The organism is candidate division WOR-3 bacterium (genome assembly GCA_039804025.1).
Taxonomy (GTDB): domain Bacteria; phylum Hydrothermota; class Hydrothermia; order Hydrothermales; family JAJRUZ01; genus JBCNVI01.
In genome coordinates this window covers 1-18,702 of sequence record JBDRZP010000008.1, presented here as the reverse complement: position 1 = coordinate 18,702, position 18,702 = coordinate 1, and the positions used below count along the sequence as shown (strand labels likewise).

The window sequence follows — 18,702 nt, the reverse complement described above, 5'->3', positions numbered from 1 at the left end:
TGCCACAATATTTTTTTAAAGTAAAAAATAAAAATTTTGGGCATTTTTAAATTTATTATTTAATACAAAAAAGGAGGTGTTTTATGGGTAAAAATAAAATAAAACTTATAGTAATAATAGGGCTCCTCTTTTTTGGGAGCCTGAAGGCAGAATGGGAAAACATATCTCCTAATGGTGCAATAGTCTATGCCTTTGATATGCCGTCACCAGGTGTTTTTTATTTAGGAACTTATTACGGTGGAATATGGAAAAGCACTGATGGGGGTAATACTTTTTCTTTTAATTCAGGTCCATTTGCACCCATCTGGGATATAGCTGTTAGTAGACAAGACGAAAACATTATTTATGTTTTTACTGGAACTATTGGACTTGGATTCCATTTTTATTATGACACACGTTTATATAAAACAATGGATGGTGGACAAACCTGGATTCAGTTAGGAGGAACTGATGTTTTTAACTATCCAATAAGAATTCATCCACAAAATGATAACTTAATTTTTATCTGCGATAGAGATTTAGGGGGTCCTGGATTTAAAAGCACAGATGGCGGTTTTACTTGGCAACAGCTATCATTACCTTCAGATGTAAATGTTATGGATTTTGCAATTCATCCTTTTTATCCCAATATTATTTTTGCCGGTGGTGAAAGATCAGGTTCTGGTTATTGGTATGGTGTCATATATAAAAGCACGGATTATGGAGAAAGTTGGTCTCAGGTTTATGAGAGTTCCTACCAATATTGTTATGGCTTTGCTTTCCATCCTTCAGACAGTAATGTTATTTATTGTTTAGCTAGAACTATAAACGAAACTTATGTTTTGAAAAGTTTAAATAACGGAGAATACTGGTCTCAAGTTGGTAGCTTACCCTGGAATTCACTTCCAGTTTCTTATTTTTCTGAATTACTCATAGACAAAGATTACCCTGATTTAATGTTTATTGCTGCAGATAAGGGAGGTATTTATAAAAGTATTAATGGAGGTCAAAGCTGGTTTTCTTCAAACTCTGGTATGAAAATTCCTTATGCTTCCCGTATTATTCAGGATCCTTCACAATCCTTTACATATTACATTTCAAATGTTCAAGGTTTATATAAATCAACCGATGGAGGTATGACATGGACTCTTCTTAATGAAGGTCTTAGAGCCCCTTATACCTATGGAATTGCAATAGATCCCTTAAATAAAAATAAAATATATGTAACTTCTTTAGCAAATGGTATATTTATATCTAATGACAGAGGCAAAACCTGGACACTTAAAAATCAGGGAATTTTAAATGCTGATTTAAAGTTTAATACTATTGCTATTAACCCTAAAAATTTAAATGAAATCTATGTATCATACCCATATCCTACAGATATAATTGGCAGAGCTTCTAAATTCTATAGGAGCGTAGATTCAGGACAAACATGGAGTTATAGATCCACTTTAGGAGGAAGCTATGACGGAGTTGGGAAAATCGTAATGGATACTTTCTCTAATATATACGTTACAAATTCAGGAAACTCCGTGTATAAAAGTTCTGATGGTGCTTTGACTTTTAATCAGATTTTGTCTCCAGCAGCATACTGGTCCGGTATCACAATTAGTCCAGACCAGACAATTTTTGTAACTAAACGTCCCCCATTTGGTCCTGACAGGGATTCTTGTCTTGCAAAAAAAAGTCAAGATCAGGGCACAACTTGGCAGAAAATTTTTAGAAGCGGAGAATTTATTAGCAAGATAGGCACAGCAATAGCTGTTTATCCTCAAAATCCTAATATTATTCTGGCAGCTGACCATTCGGAGGTGCTTTTTAAAAGTATGGATGGAGGAGAAACTTACTTCCCTATCGCTTCTTTTCCTTCTTCCGTCTATAATGATATCCATGATATCTGTTTCAAACCATCCTCTCCTGAAACTATTTTGGTTTGTGTAAATTACCCTTGGGTATTATACTACTCAGCACACTTGTTAGATTATTTTGAGGTAATTGCTATTTCTCCTCCTCCTTCTCAACTTTACATAACATATAATGGTGGATTAACATGGGAAGAATTCCCAGTTCCTCCAATTCCTTATATTCATAGAGTAGAATGGAGTGAGGATTCAATAATTTATGTAACAACAAAAGGAGGTATTTTTAGATACAGATTTGGCTACACTAATATCTCAGAAAAAGAAAAACATAAGGAAATTAACCTTTTTGTTCTTTCACAGAATATCTTTAAAAATGAAATTAAAATACTATTAAACCCTGAGCTTTTAAAATCTCTTAATTCACCTTTAAGTTTAGAAATACTTGACATAAAGGGAAGTGTTATCAAAAAGTTTAATGTAAGAGATAAAAACTTCATCATCTTAAATGGTGAATCTGATTTTGGAAGAAAGTTAAAAACCGGAACTTATTTCCTTAAAGCATCAATAGGAAATAAAAAAGAGGTCAAAAAGATTATCTTATTAAAATAGGAGAAAAATTATGAATTTTTTGCTACTCTATTTTCTTGGAATTTTGCCTTTTTTACCTTTTGAAGGGAAAATAACACCTGAATTAAAAAAAGAACTTGAAAGAATCGGTAATAAGGATAAGGTATTTGCCATTGTTCACCTTTCAACTATATACCCTTATGAAGAAGTTGATAATCTCTCATATAAAGAAAAAGCAAAAATTTTTAAAAGTATAGCTGAAAATTCACAAAATAAAATTATAGAATTCCTGAAAAATAATTTTAAATCCGATGAATATGAAATTCTTAGAAAATTCTGGGTTTTTAATGGATTTCATATTAAAGCTACAAAATCTGTGATCTATACCCTTGAAAAATTAAATGATATATGGTTTATATGTGGAAACGAAAAGATAATACTGGATGGTATAATTAAAAAAGAAAAAAGAGAATTGAGAGAAAAAACTGTTGAATGGAATATACTGCGTGTTAGAGCAGATTCTTGCTGGATGGCAGGTTATACAGGTCAGGGAATTATAATAGGACACATTGACACAGGTGTTGATACCTCCCATCTTGCATTAAAAAATAAATGGCTTTCTCCCTATTGGTTTGATGGAGTTTATGGACAACCTTCTCCTTATGATAATGATGGACATGGAACACATACGATGGGAACAATATGTGGAGGAGACGGCTTAGGACCGTTTCAGGATGATATAGGAGTTGCACCTGATGTAAAATTTGTAACAGCAAAAGGGTTCTCAGGCGGGATAGGTTACTATGAATGGATCGATCCCTGCATGCAAAAGATTGTTGACTGGAAAGAAAGCGGAGTTGATATAAGAGCAGTTAGTAATTCCTGGAGTGGTGGTCGCCTTGACTTGCATTTCTGGCCAATTATTCTGACATGGAAATCAATGGGGATTTTCCCTGTATTTTCAAATGGAAATAGTGGTCCAAATTATGGAACTGCTAATACACCTGGAAATTATCCTACTGTTATTGGAGTTGGAGCCACAGATATAAGTGATGTGATTGCAAATTTTTCGTCTCGTGGTCCTGCTCCTGATGAATCTCCCTGGAATGATCCCCAGTATTGGTATCGTCCTGATTGGAATTTAATTAAACCCGATATATCAGCACCAGGTGTCTATGTGCGATCATCTGTCCCAGGAGGAGGTTACCAAGCCTGGAGTGGCACATCAATGGCATGCCCACATGTTACCGGAGCAGTAGCAATATTACTTCAAAAAAATCCAAACCTAACTCCAAATGATTTATACACCATCCTTGTAAATTCTGCTCGACAAGTAGAGCCTTGCCCAAATTTTGATTATGGATGGGGTATTTTAAATATTTATAAAGCCCTTTTAAATACGCCAACTCCTGATGAACCATTCATTTATTTACTTTCTTTCCAAAGAGATGACCAAAACCAGAATGGAATATGGGAACCAGGGGAGAATTCAAATATAACTATCAATCTAAAAAACTCAGGTGGCAGACCAGCGGTGAATACTTATGGAGTTTTAAAAACACAAAGCCCATATGTATCAATAATTGATTCCATATCATCTTTTGGAGATATTTATCCAGGTGACAGTGTAAATAATCCAAATGATCCTTATAAAATTTTTGCTCATTATGATGCTCCATGGGGTTCTGAAGTTCTTTTTACTCTTGAAATAAATGCTCAGGGATATTCATCAACAAAATTCTTTAAAACTTATATAGGAATACCTGGATTTGATTATGTAACACACGATACAGGAAATATAGTTTTATCTGTAACAAGACATGGTTCAATTGGGTATATGAGTTCATATCCACCAATGATTTATGGCAGGGGCTGCCATTATCCAAAAACTTCTCCGAGTCATTTATTTTACGGCAGTTTTGCAATCGGAAATTCTACATCCTATGTTGTTGATAGATATTACAATCAAGAGGGTGATGACCAAGATTGGATAACATTAGATCCAGAAGGAAAAGTAAGATTATATGAACCAGGTCCTTTTTCTGATGAATACACAATTGCACTCTATGATGATTCAGGTCACCCCTCTTCTAAAAATATTTTAGTTAAACAGGAAACTTTTGCATGGGGAGACACAAGTGCTGATGATTTTGTTATTTATAAATTTACTATAAAAAATAGAGGAAATACCACTGTCAACAATCTGTATTCTGCAATCTTTCTTGACTGGGATATTGGAGATTATCAGCAGAATGTGGGAGGAGTTGATACAATTCGGAATTTAGCCTATATGTATTACGGAAGTGTCGTTATGGGTTCAGCAGTAATTGACCCACCAAGAAATTCCGGAAAGATAAATCATTCTTTAATTGATCATGCTCAATATGTGTATCCTTATGGTGGATTACCTGATAATATCCAGTTCCAATTTATGAACGGAACAATAAAAGTTCTTTTCTCAGATAGACCTTATGACTGGTCAACCTGTATTTCTGCAGGACCTTTTAATATAAATTCTCAAGACAGTATAATCACTGCTTTTGCAATACTTGGAGCAACTTCCTTCACCAAACTCCGCAAATACTGTGATACTGCCTATGCAAGATACTGGAATGTGGTTCATATAAAAGAAGTAAGTGAAAGAAATAACAAATTAACTTTCTTTAATGTATCCCCAAATATCATAAAAGACAATATAATTCACATTAATTACACTTTAGAAAGACCTTCTGATGTTAAAATAAACCTGTATAATGTCTTGGGACAAAGGATATTTACATTATCAAGGGGAAAAATAAGTGAAGGTGAAAAACTAAAAATTCATACAAAACTTGCTAAGGGAATCTATTTTCTAAATCTTCAAACCGGAAAACAAAAATTTCAGAAAAAAGTAATTTTAATAAGATGAAAAAACCAAATGTATAAAAGATACTAAAAATTATAAGGTTCAAATCCTTAAAAAATTTTTGAAAGAAGATGAAGAAAGTAGAGGTTCTCGTAGGTATATTAACAGGGCTATATGCCCTTGAAGGTTATCAAACACCTGAGGAATTTGTAGTATTAAATAGAGAATATGTAGGATTTGAAAAAAACTATGGGCAGGTTCAGGATTTTGAAGGTAATCCTGTAAAAGAAGTTCTTATAAGAGCAATACTTCCTGGTCTTGGAATATTTATAACTCAAAAAGGTGTTTCTTATGTAATTTATGGAATGAAAAAAGAAGATTCAGAAAAAAATATGGATAATGTGAAAAAACATTTAACGGATGAAGAATTTGAAATTAAAGAAGTAAAATATTTAAGAATAGATATTGATCTTATAAATGCAAATATAAAAGAAGAAAATATAGAATTTGAAGATCCCTTACCAGGTTATTCAAACTATTATCTTACATCCTGCCCTGATGGAATTCTTGGTGTTATAACTTATAGAAAGGTAAGGATAAGAGAGATTTATCCTGGGATTGACTGGGTATGGAGATATGAGGATAGGAGGGTTCATCATGAGTTTCTTATAAAGCTTTATGCAGATATTTCAAAGATAAAGATGAAAGTAAAATATGCTGATTATAAGATAGAGGGTAATAAGCTTATTTTATCAACACCTATTGGGAAAATAGAAGATGGTGAAATTTTATCTTATGAAGGTGGAAAATCCTATATTCATGTTTTATATAAAGTAGATGAAGAGGGTTTTATTACTTATGATGTTAAAAACTATACTCGTAAATCAAATTTAATTATTGATCCGCCTCTTGCGCTTCTATGGGCTACTTATTATGGAGGAAGTAGTAATGATTATGGCTATTCAATTACAACGGATGCAAATGGTAATGTTTTTTTAACAGGATATACTGGTTCAACTAATTTTCCAACATATGATCCAGGTGGTGGCGCTTATTACCAGGGAACATATGCAGGAGGGGGTGACGCATTTATTCTAAAATTTAATAATTCTGGTCAAAGGCTCTGGGCCACTTATTATGGAGGAAGTAGTGATGATGGAGGTTATTCAATTACAACAGATCCAAATGGAAATGTCTTTGTAACAGGAAAGACGACTTCAACTAATTTTCCAACACAAGATCCAGGTGGTGGTGCATATTATCAGGGAACAAATGCAGGATATATGGATGCATTTATCTTAAAGTTCAGCAATTCAGGGGTAAGGCAATGGGCTACTTATTATGGAGGAAGTAGTGATGACATGGGCTATTCAATTACAACAGATGCAAATGGTAATGTTTTTTTAACAGGATGGACCTACTCAACTAATTTTCCCACATACGACCCAGGAAGTGGGGCTTATTACCAAGAAACATATGCAGGAAATGCTGATATATTTATTTTAAAATTTACTAATACAGGGCAAAGACTTTGGGCTACTTATTACGGAGGAAGTAATTGGGATTATTGTCTTTCTATTACACAAGATGCAAATGGTAATGTTTTTTTAACAGGATGGACCTACTCAACTAATTTTCCCACATACGACCCAGGAGGTAGCGCATATTATCAAGGAGGAATTGCAGGTAGTACTGATGCATTTATTTTAAAATTTAACAATTCAGGAGTAAGGCTTTGGGCTACTTATTACGGAGGAAGTAGTGCTGATGGATTCGAATACGCATCAATTACAACTGATGCAAATGGTAATGTTTTTGTAACAGGAGAAACTTATTCAACTGATTTTCCAACTTATAATCCAGGTGGTGGCGCTTATTACCAGGGAACAAATGCAGGAGGGGGTGACGCATTTATTCTAAAATTTAATAATTCTGGAGTAAGGCTTTGGGCTACTTATTACGGTGGAAGTGGTGATGAGAGAGGCTATTCAATTACAACAGATCCAAATGGAAATGTCTTTGTAACAGGAACGACTGTTTCAACCGATTTCCCAACATATAATCCAGGTGGTGGTGCTTATTATCAAGGAACATATGGAGGAGGAAATTATGATGCATTTATTTTAAAATTTGATAACAACGGAGGGAGAGGATGGGCTACTTATTATGGAGGAAGTAGTGATGATTATGGCTATTTAATTACAACGGATGCAAATGGTAATGTTTTTTTAACAGGATGGACTTCTTCAACTAATTTTCCAACATATAATCCGGGTGGTGCCTATTATCAGGGATTTGCAGGATATTATGATGCATTTATTTTAAAATTTGAAGGTCCTTCCGGGACTGGTGACTATGATTTCCCTCCTAAAAAGGTAAAACCACCTGTTGAAGATAATATTCTCTATGTCTTACAAAATCCAAAGTCCCTTGTTTTAGTTTTTGATATTAAAAACCCCTGTGAAATATCTTTGAACTTTTATAGTGAAAATGGTTCATTAATTGAAAGAAGAAACTATGGACCTGTTCAAAAGGGAATGCACCGAATTGAAATAGAAAAGAATGAGTTAAATAAATATATCTACTTTTTAAAAGTAAATTTTGGAGAAAAAACAGAAACAATAAAGATTTTAAATATTGAATAAATTTTAAAGCAACAGTAGGAATTTAGACTCTACTTAGTTTTTGAACGTGCCAAAAAAGAAATTGATGTATAGATGTGAATTTTTGAATTTTTTCAATTTTTTCTTTATAATTTAAATTATAAAAATAATAACAATTCCAAAGGTATTGAGGGAGAAACTTGGGGAAGATGGCGTTGATGCATTGATTGAACTTTTAAATGCTTCCAATGAAAAACTGAAAATTGATCTAATTGAGTTACAGACTGAAAAATATGAAAGAAGACTTGCTGAAGAAAGTGCAAAGATTGATAAAAGAATAATTGAAGAAATTAACAAATTAAGGTCTGAAGATATTGCAAAACTTGATAAAAGAATAACTGAAGAAACAGCAAGACTTGATAAAAGAATAACTGAGGAGATTTCAAAGTTAAGAGTTGAATTTAATGAAAAAATTTCAAAAACTTATGCGAACATAATAAAATGGATGTTTATATTCTGGGTAGGGCAAATAAGCGTTATGACTTTAATATTTTTTACCTTTCTAAAATTCATTAGATAATTTAAAATTGAACAAAGAAAAAAGAGCTCTGCGAAGAAAATTGGAAAAGTTTGATAAGACAAAAAGTGTAATGGTGATTTTTATGTAGTAGTGAGCAAGGTAGACGCAAATTTCATCTGCAAAATTAACCCATAATAAATTTTCTTATATTGGCAAAAATTCAATATTAAATGAAAAATTTTAAAGAGATATTAGATAATGGGGAAAGGTAAAAATTCGCAGGCTAAAGCCTGCGCCTACCATTTTTTTGAAAATCTTCTCTGCTGGGGAGTCACACCTTTTAAGGTATAAAGTAACAAGATTTTTAGAATATTGTTTCTATTATCCCTCATATTATCTTCACCCTTAATTTTCAAAAAAACAAAGGTTCTATAATTTTATGGTAGCCGCACCCTTCAGGGTGCGAAAAATTTTGCTTTAAGATTAAAATATGAAAAAAAAGTTTAAAAAATAGGCGACAAGGCTACAAAGGATGATTTTTAAAGTTGAAAGATTTAAAGAGGACTATACAAGAACATTTTGTAGTAGGCACTTATGAAAATCTTATTAAGCCAGAAAAATTCAATATTGTTATGGTATTCTACAAAAGTTGATTTTAAATAAATCTTCATTTTAAAATTAAAATATGACAACTGAAACAGTGAATATTCTTGCACTTATTTTAGGAATTCTTGCCTTAATTCAACCCCTCATATTATCTTATTTTACAAATAAACTCATACAAAAGGAGGATGAAAGAGCAAAGAAAATGATTGAAGCAACACAAAGAATGATTGAAGAAAGTAAGAAAGATACCGAAAAAATGATTGAAGCAACACAAAAAATGATTGAAGAAAGTAAGAAAGATACCGAAAAAATGATTGAAGCAACACAAAAAATGATTGAAGAAAGCAAAAAAAATACAGAAAGGATAATTGAGGAAAGTAAAAAAGATACACAAAAAATGATTGAGGAAAGCAAAAAAGATACAGAAAAAATACTTGAAAGAACTCAAAAGATGATTGATGAAGGAAATAAAAGACTTGAAAAATTTATAATGGAAACACAGAGAATGATTGACGAGGGAAATAAAAGACTTGAAATAATTCTATCAGAAGTTATTAAAAGAGTTTAATTCTCCTATATATTATGAAAATACATAGAAAAGATACCCATCTTTGTTTCTGACTTTAATTTCACCTGAAAAGTTTTTTACAAAATCCTAATGATACCATGTAATATAAATCAAAACTATCAACATCTTTTCTTCTTATTGAAAAAATATTTCTTTATGAAGTAAAATTTTTTTTAAATAAAAAGGAGGGTAAAATGCACCACTTTAAAGAATTATTTCAAAGTGCTGACTGGAAAAAAGAAAAACATTCCCCGGTAATAGAAATAATAGGTGAAGTAAAAAAGGGAGAAAAAATAAGAATTGAAGTAAGTGTTGGAAAGGAGATCCCTCATCCTAATACCACCCAACATCACATATCATGGATTGATGTCTTTTTCCTTCCTGATGGTGAAAAATTTCCCTATCATCTTGGGAGGTTTGAATTTTTATCTCACGGTTCTTCAACCCAGGGACCTGATACAAGCACTGTCTATACAGAACCTATTGTTATTTTTGACTTTAAAACCGAAAAAAATGGTGAAATTTTTGCCTTCTCATACTGTAATATTCACGGCTTGTGGGCAAATTCAAAGGAGATTAAATTTTAAACTTTAAAGGGTTAAAAAATGGACTTATCACAATATAACCTTGAAGAACTACTTTCTATTGCTATTAAAAGTGAAATAGAAGCAAAAGAAATATATGAAAGTTTAAGTCAGAAAGTTAAAAATGCCTTTTTAAAAGATAAATTGAAATTCCTGGCTCAGGAAGAACAGAAACATAAAGAAACCTTTGAATCAATTTATAGAAACAGATTTCCAGGAAAAAGACTTATTCTTCCAGAAAAATCACCTGTTCCCTTACCCCAGATAAAAATTGAATCTGAAAGAATTAAAATAAGTGAAATTTTTGAAATGGCTATGCAGGCTGAGAAAAACGCCTATGACTTTTATATTTCTCTTGCTACATATTTTAAAGAAGAACCTGAAACAGCTATTATGATCAACTATATTGCCTCAATGGAATTAGGACATTACAAAATATTTGAGATAGAAAAAGAAAATGCTCTTAAATTTGAAGATTACGATGTTGAAAATCCTTTAATGCATTTAGGTCCTTAAAAAGGTTCAAATCCTGAAAATTTTAAAAGGAGGATATTTAAATGCCATCTAATGAACTACTTGAACTTTTAAATAAGGCAATAGCAGCTGAATTGCAGGTTTGTATTCAATATATGTGGCAACATGTTTTATGGAGTGGACCTAAACATTTTGCGATAAAGGATGAATTTAAAAAAATAGCAATTGATGAAATGAAACATGCTGAAAAAATCGCAGAAAGACTCTTTTATCTTGGTGGTATACCCACAACAAATCCTCTTCCCATTAATGTGGGAAAAAATCTAAAAGAAATGCTTGAACAGGATAAAAAAGATGAAGAGATGGCAATTGATCTTTATAAAAAAATAATTAAAAAAGCAGATGAGGAAGGAGACTACACCACAAGTTTTATTTTTAAAGAAATATTGGAAGATGAAGAAGAACATCACGATACTTTTATAAGTTTGCTTGAAAACTTTGATAAAGAATAAAAAGGAATAAAACTATGAAATTTAACTCCATAGATGAAATCATAGAATTTGCAATTAAAAAAGAAGAGGAAGCATACAATATTTATAACAAATTAAGGGAAAAAACAAAAGACAAACACTTAAAAAAAATCTTTGAAGAACTTAGAGAAGAAGAATTAAAGCATAAACAGAAACTAATTGATTTTAAAGAAGGAAAAATTATTTTAACTCCAAAAAGTGAAAGAGTTCCTGATTTAAAAATTTCAGATACACTCATAAGTATAGAATTAAAAGAAGATTTTGATTTTCAGGATGTTTTAATTTTTGCAATGAAAAGAGAAAAACTTGCCTTTACTTTATATACAGAACTTGCTGAAAAATTTGAAAATGAAAATATAAAAGATCTGCTTAATTCTCTTGCAAAAGAAGAAGCAAAACATAAATTAAGACTCGAAACTATCTACGACGATTATATAGGTTAAAGTTATTTATTTTTTTCCAGTTTTTCAATTCTTTCCCTTAATTTTTCAATTTCTCCTTTCTTTCTCAATTTCCTCATGTATTTTTTTAGGTTCTCTGATTTCAAACTAATAACCAGGTTCAATTATTTTTTTAAGTGTTTTCTCAATAACAAATTCCTCCTTTTCTTTCTCACCAAGAGTAACTTCAATTTTCATATTTTTACCCTTTCTCATAATCTCTATATCAACCTTTTTAAGAGGATTTTAATATCACCCTTTTTAATTCCAGCTTTATCAGCAGGTGAATCTTCTATAACATCCTTAACGATTACTCCATAATCAATTGAAAGGGCAATTTTTATTTCCTCAGCAGGTTCATAGGCATTTACTCCAAGCCATCCCTTTTCTCTAAAGCACTCAAACTTTTCATTAAACTTGAGATTATCTTGGCATATAAAATTTTTTTTTATTGTTTTTCCTCATTTTATTTATCAAACGAATAAAATTTCTATAATGCTCCTAATTAAAGTTATATTAATCAAATTGTAAAGATTACGTCACCTACCCTTTTTAAAAAACCTTTTATTTGTTTAATGAATTTACTATACTTCAGCCCACTTCTTTAAATAATCTTCAGGTGGAAGTTCAGCTATTCCAACTGCTTTTTTTAATTGGGGGAATTTTTTTCTTAGTTCTTCAAAAATAATTTCTGTTATCTGTCTTGCAGCACAACCACAGAAGGGAGAACATCCAGTTGAATCTCCAAGAGCAACTCCCATCTGAATTGTTCCTTTCTTATTATCAACATCCTTAACCCAGACAATCACATCCTCAATTCCAGGGCTCATCTTTATCCTTGGTCTTATATCATTTAAAATAAAATCCTCAATTTCCTTCAAAAGACTATCTTTATTTTTTATCATTTTTTACCTCCTTGTTTTATAAGTTCAACAAGCTTAAAATTAAACTGGGGCTCCCTGGTTTCATTTACAGGCTTTACTTCCTTTACCCAGGGAATAAATTGAACTAAAACCCTTTTTATACCTGATGTGAGAGTATAAACAGAATGGGGACAACCAGAACAAGCATCTTTTAAATCAACATAAATAATACCCTTTTCCTCATCTATATCCTCTATTCCAATATCCCCTCCGTGACCTTTTATATAACCTAAAATTTTCTCACCTATAACAAAATTTATCTCTTCCTTAGGCTTTTTAAAAATTTTAACCTTATCACCCCAATTGTCATAAATAAATTTTTCAAAATCTTCACTACCACCTCTTACCCCAAGATAAAGAGTTCCGTCTTTTTCCATAATTAAATATAAAGCCTTAAGCTTAAAATTCTTTTTTAAAGATTCTAAATTTAAGGAAATATTCATAATTAATATTATAATATAAAATTAGAAAAATTTCAAATTTAAATTTTTTTTAATTATTTAAAAAGAAATTTTTTATTCTTTTTATTCCTTCTCTTATAAGTTCTTTTCCGAGAGTTGAAATTGAAATTCTTGCATACCCTGAAAAATCTTTACCAAAAGCCGAACCTGGTGTTACTGCTACACCCTCTTCTATAAGAGAATTTACTATGTAATCCTCAACATTCCCTTTTATTTTCTTTTTTAATAATTTTTTAAAATCAATAAAAAAGTAAAAAGTTCCACCCGATTTATAAACATCATCTATGAAACTTTTGAGCTCCTCATAAGCTACATCCCTTCTTTCTGAAAGTTCCTTTAAAAAGCTATTTAACCATTTTTCCCTTTCCTCTTTATTCAAAAGAGCCTCTTTAAAGGCATATTGAAGAAAAGTTACAACCCCTGCTGTTTGACTGTAGTCCCCAAGTGTCATTTTTTCAATTATTGAGGGAATCCTTGAAACAGTATAACCTATCCTGAAACCTGTTGCAGAAAAGGTTTTTGAGAAAGTAAAAACAGATAAAACATTTTCATTATCAAATTCAAGAATGCTGTAAAATTTATTTCCGTCAAACAGTATATCTTTATATGCTTCATCAGAAACAATTAAAACATCATTTTTTTTACATAAATAATTTATTCTTTCAAGTTCTTCGTAAGTAAAAACTTTACCTGTTGGATTATGGGGGTTATTAAGATATAATATTTCAGCATTTTTAATACTTTTCTCAAATTTTTCAAAATCTATTTCAAAATTTTCCTTTAAAGGCAGAAGTTTATAATTTGTTTCTGAATATGGAAAAATATTATCAAGCATACAGCTCCAGCACGGTGAAAAGGCAATGCATTTTGAACCCCTGAAAAGAGAAAAAACAAGCTGAAGACCTTCCTGGCCTCCATAAGTTGCCATTATATTTTCCCTTCCTATATTTTTTATTCCCATTTCCTTTAAGTGTTCTATGACAGCATCTTTAAAGAAATTTTCACCGCCTGATTTTGGATAATTTGTAAGACCTTTTTGAAGAGCATCATTAACAGCTTTTTTAATATAATCCGGTGTTGGTATTCCTATATCCCCTCTTTGAAACTGAATAAAAGGCTTACCTTTACTTTTTTCAAATTCTTCCTTTTTCTCTCTAACAATTTCACTAATCTTCACTATTTTTGAAAGCACAATATTTTTAAAGGCAGGAGAAATATTTTTCATTTGGTTAAAATTATATATAAAACTTTGTAAATAATTCCAAAATTTCTTTTATAAATTCACTCACATTAATAAAAACTTGAAATTTTTTAAAAAAAATATTATAATTATATCCTCGGGCTACCATACCGGAGGGGAAACACCCGTTCCCATTCCGAACACGGAAGTTAAGCCCTCCAGGGCCGATGGTACTGTGCCCGCAAGGGTACGGGAGAGTAGGTCGTAGCCCGGGGTTTTTTTATTTTATAATAAAATATGAAAATTTTTAAAAAAATAAATTTCTTTCTTTTTTTTGTATTTATATTTTTCTCCTGTAGAACTGTTCCTTATACTGGTAGAAAGCAGCTTATTCTTTTCCCCTTAGAAACTGAAAGAGAGCTTGGGAGAGAAAGTTTTTTAGAAATTTCTAAAACTGAAAAATTCTCTGAAAATCAAGAATATAATGAGCTTGTTAAAAAGGTGGGTATGAAAATTATAAGTGAAGGTGGAATAGGTATAAAGGAAAACTGGGAATTTAGAGTAATTGAAAATGATAAAGTTATTAATGCCTTTGCACTTCCTGGAGGAAAAGTTTGTGTATATACAGGACTTTTGAAATTGATCGAAAGTGAAGATGAACTTGCCTGTGTTCTTGGTCACGAAATAGCTCATGTTGTTGCAAGACATGGAGGAGAAAGAATGAGCCAATTACTTCTTGCAGAGCTGGGTGGTATTACTCTTGATATGGCTTTAAAGAAAAAAAGAAGTCAGACTATTGAAATGGCAAAAGTAGCATACGGAGTAGGTGTCCAGGTTGGTGTTCTCTTACCTTTTTCAAGAGAACAGGAAGAAGAATCCGATTATATGGGTCTTATTTTTATGACAAAAGCTGGGTTTGACCCTGAAAAAGCATTAAATTTCTGGGAAAAAATGGAAAAAGAGTCAAAGGGTAAAATTCCAGAATTTTTATCAACCCATCCTTCACATAATACAAGAATTAAAAATATCAAAAAATGGATTCCTGAAATTAAAAACAAATATGGTAAAAAATAAATGGACCTAAAAGTGTTAAGAAAAGAAGAAAAAGATGAAATAAAAAAAATTCTTTATGAACTTCTTAAAGAAGAAAAAATTATGGTTCTTGCAACATCCTTTGAAGATAAACCTTGGGCAACACCTGTTATTTTTGCCTGGGACGGTAAGAACAAAATTTATTTCCTTTCAAGGAAATCAACAAGACATGCAGTAAATCTTGAGAAAAATCCTCAAATAAGCGCTGCTATTTATCCGAAAGTTTTAAGACCCTTAAGGGGAATTCAAATGGAGGGAAAAGTAAAAATTTTAAAAGGAAAAGAAAATTTAAAAGGTTTAAAAGTTTATATTAAAAGATTCCCAACCGCAGAGGGAAGATTACCTTTAAAAGATATAATAGAAAAAAGAGGGGAATTTTCCTTTTTTGAGTTTTTAATAGAAAAAATTTTTCTTTTAAGTGAAAAACATTTCGGATGGGGAAAAAGGGTAGATGTCACATTTCTTCTCAATTCGGTGGAATAAAAAATTTATAAATACCTGAACCAGCAAGAACCCATAGAATTTCAATTGGTATTCTTCCCAATAAAAGAGATAATAAAAAATCTTTTTCCTTAACACCTATAAATCCAGCAAAATAACATAAAAGGTCTTTAGGAAGACCTGGAATAGGAAGGATAAAAAGTAAAGAAAGCCATAAAATACTTCTTGAAGCTATTTTTATTCTATAATTTTCTAAAACCTTTAACTTATTGGTACTTACAAGCTTTCTTTCACCAAACTTTCCAAGAAAATAAGAAGTAAAGGAGCCGATTAAATTACCAGTTATAGCCATTATTGAACCTAAATAGGCTCCATAAAGAAAACCCATAAGAAAGGGAAAAACCTGGCCTGGAATAGGTGATGCTATAATCTGAAAGGAATGAAAAAAAATAAGAACAAAAGGAGCAAAAAAACCGAACTTTCTAACTATTTCAAGAATTCGGGATTTACTGTAAGGATAAAGAATTATTAATAAATAGGATAGAAAAAATAAAAAGAAAAAAATTAGAAAAATTAAAAGGAATTTTCTTAACATAAGATAATTATAAAACAATGAGAGAAACAATTGAATATTTTTTCATTTACCTTCATATAATTTCAGCCCTGTATTGGGTTGGAGGAAATTTATTATTTTTTTCCTTTGGATACACAATAAGAAAAATATATAAGGATGAAAAACTTGTTCCGGGATTTAGAGCACTTGGAAAAACCTTCAGAGTAGGAAGCTGGATTTCAGTAATTATTCTTTTTTTAACAGGTATATATCTTCTTTTGAAAAGATGGGGCTATATAAATAACACAATGAAATTAAAACTTTCAATTTTTTTTGTTGTAATTATTTTAAAATTCATACACGATTTTTTTATTGCTAAAAGAGCAGCACTTGAAGAGAAGCCTTCTAAATATTATAAACTTACTCTTTTTATAGCAAGACTTAACTTACTTTTACAATTGGTTATAATTTACCTATCAATGATTTTTGTCAGATGAAAAAAGATTTTCTCTTAGCCAGTTTAAAACAAAAACCTGAAAAAGTTCCTGTTTGGTTTATGAGACAGGCTGGTAGATATATACCTGAATATGCTGAAATGAGAAACAAATACAGTATGAAAGAACTTATAAAAAATCCAACACTTTCGGCAAAGGTTACACTTTTACCTTTTAAATATCTTGACCTTGATGCAGCAATTTTATTTTCTGATTTACTTGTCATACTCTGGGGATTTGGAATTGATTTTGAATATGAAAAAGATGAAGGCCCAAAAATATTAAAGAGGAATATAAAAAATTTTGACTACAGGGAATTAAAATTCATAGAGGAGGAAATAAAAATTTTAAAAAAAGAACTTGATGTTCCTTTAATAGGTTTTACAGCAGCACCTTTTACACTTTTATCGTATATCATAGAAGGAAGTTATAAAAGGGATTTTCCGGAAACAAGAAAATTCATTTACAGGAAAGAAGAAGAATGGAATTTCTTGATGAAAAAGGTCTCAAATGGAATTTTGGAATTTCTAAAATTACAATCAGACGCAGGATGCGACGCTTTAATGCTCTTTGATTCCTGGGTAGGAGCAGTTACTCCTGAAATTTATATTAAAAATATTTATCCCTATATTCAAGATATTTTTAAAAATTTAAGGGGAAAAATAAGAATTTACTTTTCAATATCAAGTGCTCATCTTGCAGGTATTATTGATGAAATTGAATGCGAAACAATAGGAATTGATTTTAGAGTGCCTATTAACTTTGCAATTAAATTTTTTGGGAAAAAACACTCAATACAGGGAAATCTTGACCCTGCAATTTTATTTTCAAAATTTGAAAAAATAAAAGAAGAACTTGATAAAATTGAAAGGGAAAGAAAAAATTTTAGTGGTTTCATTTTTAACTTAGGACATGGAATTTTACCTGAAACTGATATTGAAATACTCAAAGAAATAATCAAAACTGTTCATTCCTGGAAAATTTAATTTTAATTTAATGTTAAAAAATTTGACAAAAAAAAATCTCTTATAATAAAATTAATTATTAATAGGTTCAAATCCTTAAAAATTTAAATTAAAAAATGAAAAAAATTTTATACATCCTACCTCTAATAACACCCCTTTTATTTTCAAACAAAATAACAGGGGTTGCAGGAGATAGATTGCGTGGAACCCCTCCTCAGGATTCTCTACAGATAAATATAAATGTTACACTTTTAGTTCCCGCAAGAATCGGGTTATATGTGGATGCTAATCTTACTTTTGATTTAAATACACCTGTTGGTCCATCAACAATATATCCCCCTACTCTTTTCCCTGGTTACTATTATCCTACATCTGCTTCTGCAACAAACCCGCAGGGTGTTGTAGTAGAGGTATTTTCAAATTCTCCTACTTTAACCTGGACACTTCAGGTTTTTGGCAGCGGAAATTTTTCACCAACTGTTACTCTTGACCAGTTATTTATTGCTCCAGATGGTGAACCTGCTCCTTCAGAGGGTTCTGATCCACCCGGAGGAAACTGGACAAGTTTAACCACAACACCTTTAAACTTAAATACAGGAGGAAAAACTAACGGGTGGAACAAATATAATAAAGATTTTGTATTTCAAGCAGAAGCAGATGATGAACCTGTAACAAGTACAATCACTCTCACCTTCAGACTTTACGCTCAATAAAAAATCTTAAAAAAGGGTTCAAACCCCTTTTCTTTTTTTTCAAATGATTTTAAATTTAATTTTCTCCTTTGCATTCTCATTAGAAGTTTTCCCCCCTATTGTTTTTGATCTAACAAAGGAAGAATTTCCTCCACCATATTTCCCCTATTTTTATGAAACAGTATATAAAAACCATTTCATAAGAATAGAGTACGATAAAGAGGGTAAAAGTGATATAAGATATATTTCTCTTTTTATAAAAGGTAAAGTAAATTCAGGGGAAATAGTTAAAATTAACAATTTCCTTTATTCAATTGAAA

General features: G+C 31.0%; 19 protein-coding genes and 1 rRNA gene. 16 read left to right on the top strand and 4 right to left on the bottom strand.

What is annotated here, in order from left to right; translation table 11 throughout:
- Positions 1-83: 83 nt before the first annotated feature.
- The 9 genes from ABIN73_04130 (at position 84) to ABIN73_04090 (ending at position 11,584) form a co-directional block, all read left to right on the top strand.
- The gene (locus tag ABIN73_04130) at positions 84-2,453 is read left to right on the top strand and encodes a T9SS type A sorting domain-containing protein (protein MEO0268912.1); all 2,370 of its coding nucleotides are present in this window, start codon (positions 84-86) and stop codon (positions 2,451-2,453) included.
- Positions 2,454-2,463: 10 nt separating this feature from the next.
- Positions 2,464-5,319 (top strand): S8 family serine peptidase, encoded by a 2,856-nt coding sequence (locus tag ABIN73_04125; protein MEO0268911.1) that lies wholly within the window; start codon positions 2,464-2,466, stop codon positions 5,317-5,319.
- Between the two features lie 68 nt (positions 5,320-5,387).
- Complete coding sequence (locus ABIN73_04120; protein ID MEO0268910.1) at positions 5,388-7,901, top strand: SBBP repeat-containing protein; 2,514 nt, start codon at positions 5,388-5,390, stop codon at positions 7,899-7,901.
- Positions 7,902-8,046: 145 nt separating this feature from the next.
- Entirely contained in the window at positions 8,047-8,439 is a 393-nt protein-coding gene (locus tag ABIN73_04115; GenBank protein MEO0268909.1) for a hypothetical protein, read from the top strand.
- 625 nt (positions 8,440-9,064) lie between these two features.
- On the top strand, positions 9,065-9,553 hold the full coding sequence (locus ABIN73_04110; GenBank protein MEO0268908.1) for a hypothetical protein: 489 nt from the start codon (positions 9,065-9,067) through the stop codon (positions 9,551-9,553).
- A 194-nt stretch (positions 9,554-9,747) separates the two neighbouring features.
- Positions 9,748-10,140 (top strand): class II SORL domain-containing protein, encoded by a 393-nt coding sequence (locus ABIN73_04105; protein MEO0268907.1) that lies wholly within the window; start codon positions 9,748-9,750, stop codon positions 10,138-10,140.
- A gap of 18 nt (positions 10,141-10,158) precedes the next feature.
- Positions 10,159-10,653, top strand: a complete 495-nt coding sequence (locus tag ABIN73_04100) for a ferritin family protein (protein MEO0268906.1) — start codon at positions 10,159-10,161, stop codon at positions 10,651-10,653.
- Between the two features lie 41 nt (positions 10,654-10,694).
- Positions 10,695-11,123 carry a ferritin-like domain-containing protein gene (locus ABIN73_04095; protein ID MEO0268905.1) on the top strand — a complete coding sequence of 143 codons (429 nt, stop codon included), beginning with the start codon at positions 10,695-10,697 and terminating at the stop codon, positions 11,121-11,123.
- A gap of 14 nt (positions 11,124-11,137) precedes the next feature.
- Positions 11,138-11,584: a ferritin family protein gene (locus ABIN73_04090; GenBank protein ID MEO0268904.1), complete on the top strand. Its 447-nt coding sequence runs from the start codon at positions 11,138-11,140 to the stop codon at positions 11,582-11,584.
- Positions 11,585-12,165: 581 nt separating this feature from the next.
- Here the strand turns inward: ABIN73_04090 and ABIN73_04085 are convergent.
- From ABIN73_04085 to ABIN73_04075, 3 genes are read right to left on the bottom strand one after another with little or no spacing between them, the layout of a single operon-like run.
- Complete coding sequence (locus ABIN73_04085; GenBank protein MEO0268903.1) at positions 12,166-12,486, bottom strand: hypothetical protein; 321 nt, start codon at positions 12,484-12,486, stop codon at positions 12,166-12,168.
- Complete coding sequence (locus ABIN73_04080) at positions 12,483-12,947, bottom strand: NifU family protein (GenBank protein MEO0268902.1); 465 nt, start codon at positions 12,945-12,947, stop codon at positions 12,483-12,485. Before ABIN73_04080 ends, ABIN73_04085 begins: the two co-directional genes overlap by 4 nt.
- Positions 12,948-12,996: 49 nt before the next feature.
- The gene (locus tag ABIN73_04075) at positions 12,997-14,190 is read right to left on the bottom strand and encodes a pyridoxal phosphate-dependent aminotransferase (protein MEO0268901.1); all 1,194 of its coding nucleotides are present in this window, start codon (positions 14,188-14,190) and stop codon (positions 12,997-12,999) included.
- A 112-nt stretch (positions 14,191-14,302) separates the two neighbouring features.
- Between ABIN73_04075 and rrf the strand changes: the two genes are divergently transcribed.
- From rrf to ABIN73_04060, 3 genes are all read left to right on the top strand, one after another.
- Positions 14,303-14,419 (top strand): 5S ribosomal RNA (rrf, locus tag ABIN73_04070).
- A 23-nt stretch (positions 14,420-14,442) separates the two neighbouring features.
- Positions 14,443-15,219, top strand: a complete 777-nt coding sequence (locus tag ABIN73_04065; protein MEO0268900.1) for a M48 family metallopeptidase — start codon at positions 14,443-14,445, stop codon at positions 15,217-15,219.
- Positions 15,220-15,720, top strand: coding sequence for a pyridoxamine 5'-phosphate oxidase family protein (locus ABIN73_04060; protein MEO0268899.1), 501 nt, complete (start codon positions 15,220-15,222; stop codon positions 15,718-15,720).
- Here the strand turns inward: ABIN73_04060 and ABIN73_04055 are convergent.
- Positions 15,704-16,273: a VTT domain-containing protein gene (locus tag ABIN73_04055; GenBank protein MEO0268898.1), complete on the bottom strand. Its 570-nt coding sequence runs from the start codon at positions 16,271-16,273 to the stop codon at positions 15,704-15,706. The two genes, ABIN73_04060 and ABIN73_04055, sit on opposite strands and share 17 nt — an antisense overlap.
- Before the next feature lie 17 nt (positions 16,274-16,290).
- Between ABIN73_04055 and ABIN73_04050 the strand changes: the two genes are divergently transcribed.
- The 4 genes from ABIN73_04050 to ABIN73_04035 all read left to right on the top strand — a co-directional run.
- Positions 16,291-16,728 carry a hypothetical protein gene (locus tag ABIN73_04050; protein MEO0268897.1) on the top strand — a complete coding sequence of 146 codons (438 nt, stop codon included), beginning with the start codon at positions 16,291-16,293 and terminating at the stop codon, positions 16,726-16,728.
- Positions 16,725-17,711, top strand: a complete 987-nt coding sequence (gene hemE / locus ABIN73_04045; protein MEO0268896.1) for a uroporphyrinogen decarboxylase — start codon at positions 16,725-16,727, stop codon at positions 17,709-17,711. The genes ABIN73_04050 and hemE overlap by 4 nt, the downstream gene beginning before the upstream one ends.
- Positions 17,712-17,806: 95 nt before the next feature.
- Positions 17,807-18,403, top strand: a complete 597-nt coding sequence (locus tag ABIN73_04040; protein ID MEO0268895.1) for a hypothetical protein — start codon at positions 17,807-17,809, stop codon at positions 18,401-18,403.
- 43 nt (positions 18,404-18,446) lie between these two features.
- Positions 18,447-18,702, top strand: a 256-nt coding sequence (locus ABIN73_04035) for a hypothetical protein (protein MEO0268894.1), incomplete at its 3' end; no start/stop codon positions are given.

What these genes read in the sequence shown, in the direction of transcription:
- ABIN73_04130 (MEO0268912.1), top strand. Translation starts at nt 84, where the DNA reads ATGGGTAAAAATAAAATAAAACTTATAGTAATAATAGGGCTCCTCTTT.
- ABIN73_04125 (MEO0268911.1), top strand. Translation starts at nt 2,464, where the DNA reads ATGAATTTTTTGCTACTCTATTTTCTTGGAATTTTGCCTTTTTTACCT.
- ABIN73_04120 (MEO0268910.1), top strand. Translation starts at nt 5,388, where the DNA reads ATGAAGAAAGTAGAGGTTCTCGTAGGTATATTAACAGGGCTATATGCC.
- ABIN73_04110 (MEO0268908.1), top strand. Translation starts at nt 9,065, where the DNA reads ATGACAACTGAAACAGTGAATATTCTTGCACTTATTTTAGGAATTCTT.
- ABIN73_04105 (MEO0268907.1), top strand. Translation starts at nt 9,748, where the DNA reads ATGCACCACTTTAAAGAATTATTTCAAAGTGCTGACTGGAAAAAAGAA.
- ABIN73_04100 (MEO0268906.1), top strand. Translation starts at nt 10,159, where the DNA reads ATGGACTTATCACAATATAACCTTGAAGAACTACTTTCTATTGCTATT.
- ABIN73_04095 (MEO0268905.1), top strand. Translation starts at nt 10,695, where the DNA reads ATGCCATCTAATGAACTACTTGAACTTTTAAATAAGGCAATAGCAGCT.
- ABIN73_04090 (MEO0268904.1), top strand. Translation starts at nt 11,138, where the DNA reads ATGAAATTTAACTCCATAGATGAAATCATAGAATTTGCAATTAAAAAA.
- ABIN73_04085 (MEO0268903.1), bottom strand. Translation starts at nt 12,486, where the DNA reads ATGATAAAAAATAAAGATAGTCTTTTGAAGGAAATTGAGGATTTTATT.
- ABIN73_04080 (MEO0268902.1), bottom strand. Translation starts at nt 12,947, where the DNA reads ATGAATATTTCCTTAAATTTAGAATCTTTAAAAAAGAATTTTAAGCTT.
- ABIN73_04075 (MEO0268901.1), bottom strand. Translation starts at nt 14,190, where the DNA reads ATGAAAAATATTTCTCCTGCCTTTAAAAATATTGTGCTTTCAAAAATA.
- ABIN73_04065 (MEO0268900.1), top strand. Translation starts at nt 14,443, where the DNA reads ATGAAAATTTTTAAAAAAATAAATTTCTTTCTTTTTTTTGTATTTATA.
- ABIN73_04060 (MEO0268899.1), top strand. Translation starts at nt 15,220, where the DNA reads ATGGACCTAAAAGTGTTAAGAAAAGAAGAAAAAGATGAAATAAAAAAA.
- ABIN73_04055 (MEO0268898.1), bottom strand. Translation starts at nt 16,273, where the DNA reads ATGTTAAGAAAATTCCTTTTAATTTTTCTAATTTTTTTCTTTTTATTT.
- ABIN73_04050 (MEO0268897.1), top strand. Translation starts at nt 16,291, where the DNA reads ATGAGAGAAACAATTGAATATTTTTTCATTTACCTTCATATAATTTCA.
- hemE (MEO0268896.1), top strand. Translation starts at nt 16,725, where the DNA reads ATGAAAAAAGATTTTCTCTTAGCCAGTTTAAAACAAAAACCTGAAAAA.
- ABIN73_04040 (MEO0268895.1), top strand. Translation starts at nt 17,807, where the DNA reads ATGAAAAAAATTTTATACATCCTACCTCTAATAACACCCCTTTTATTT.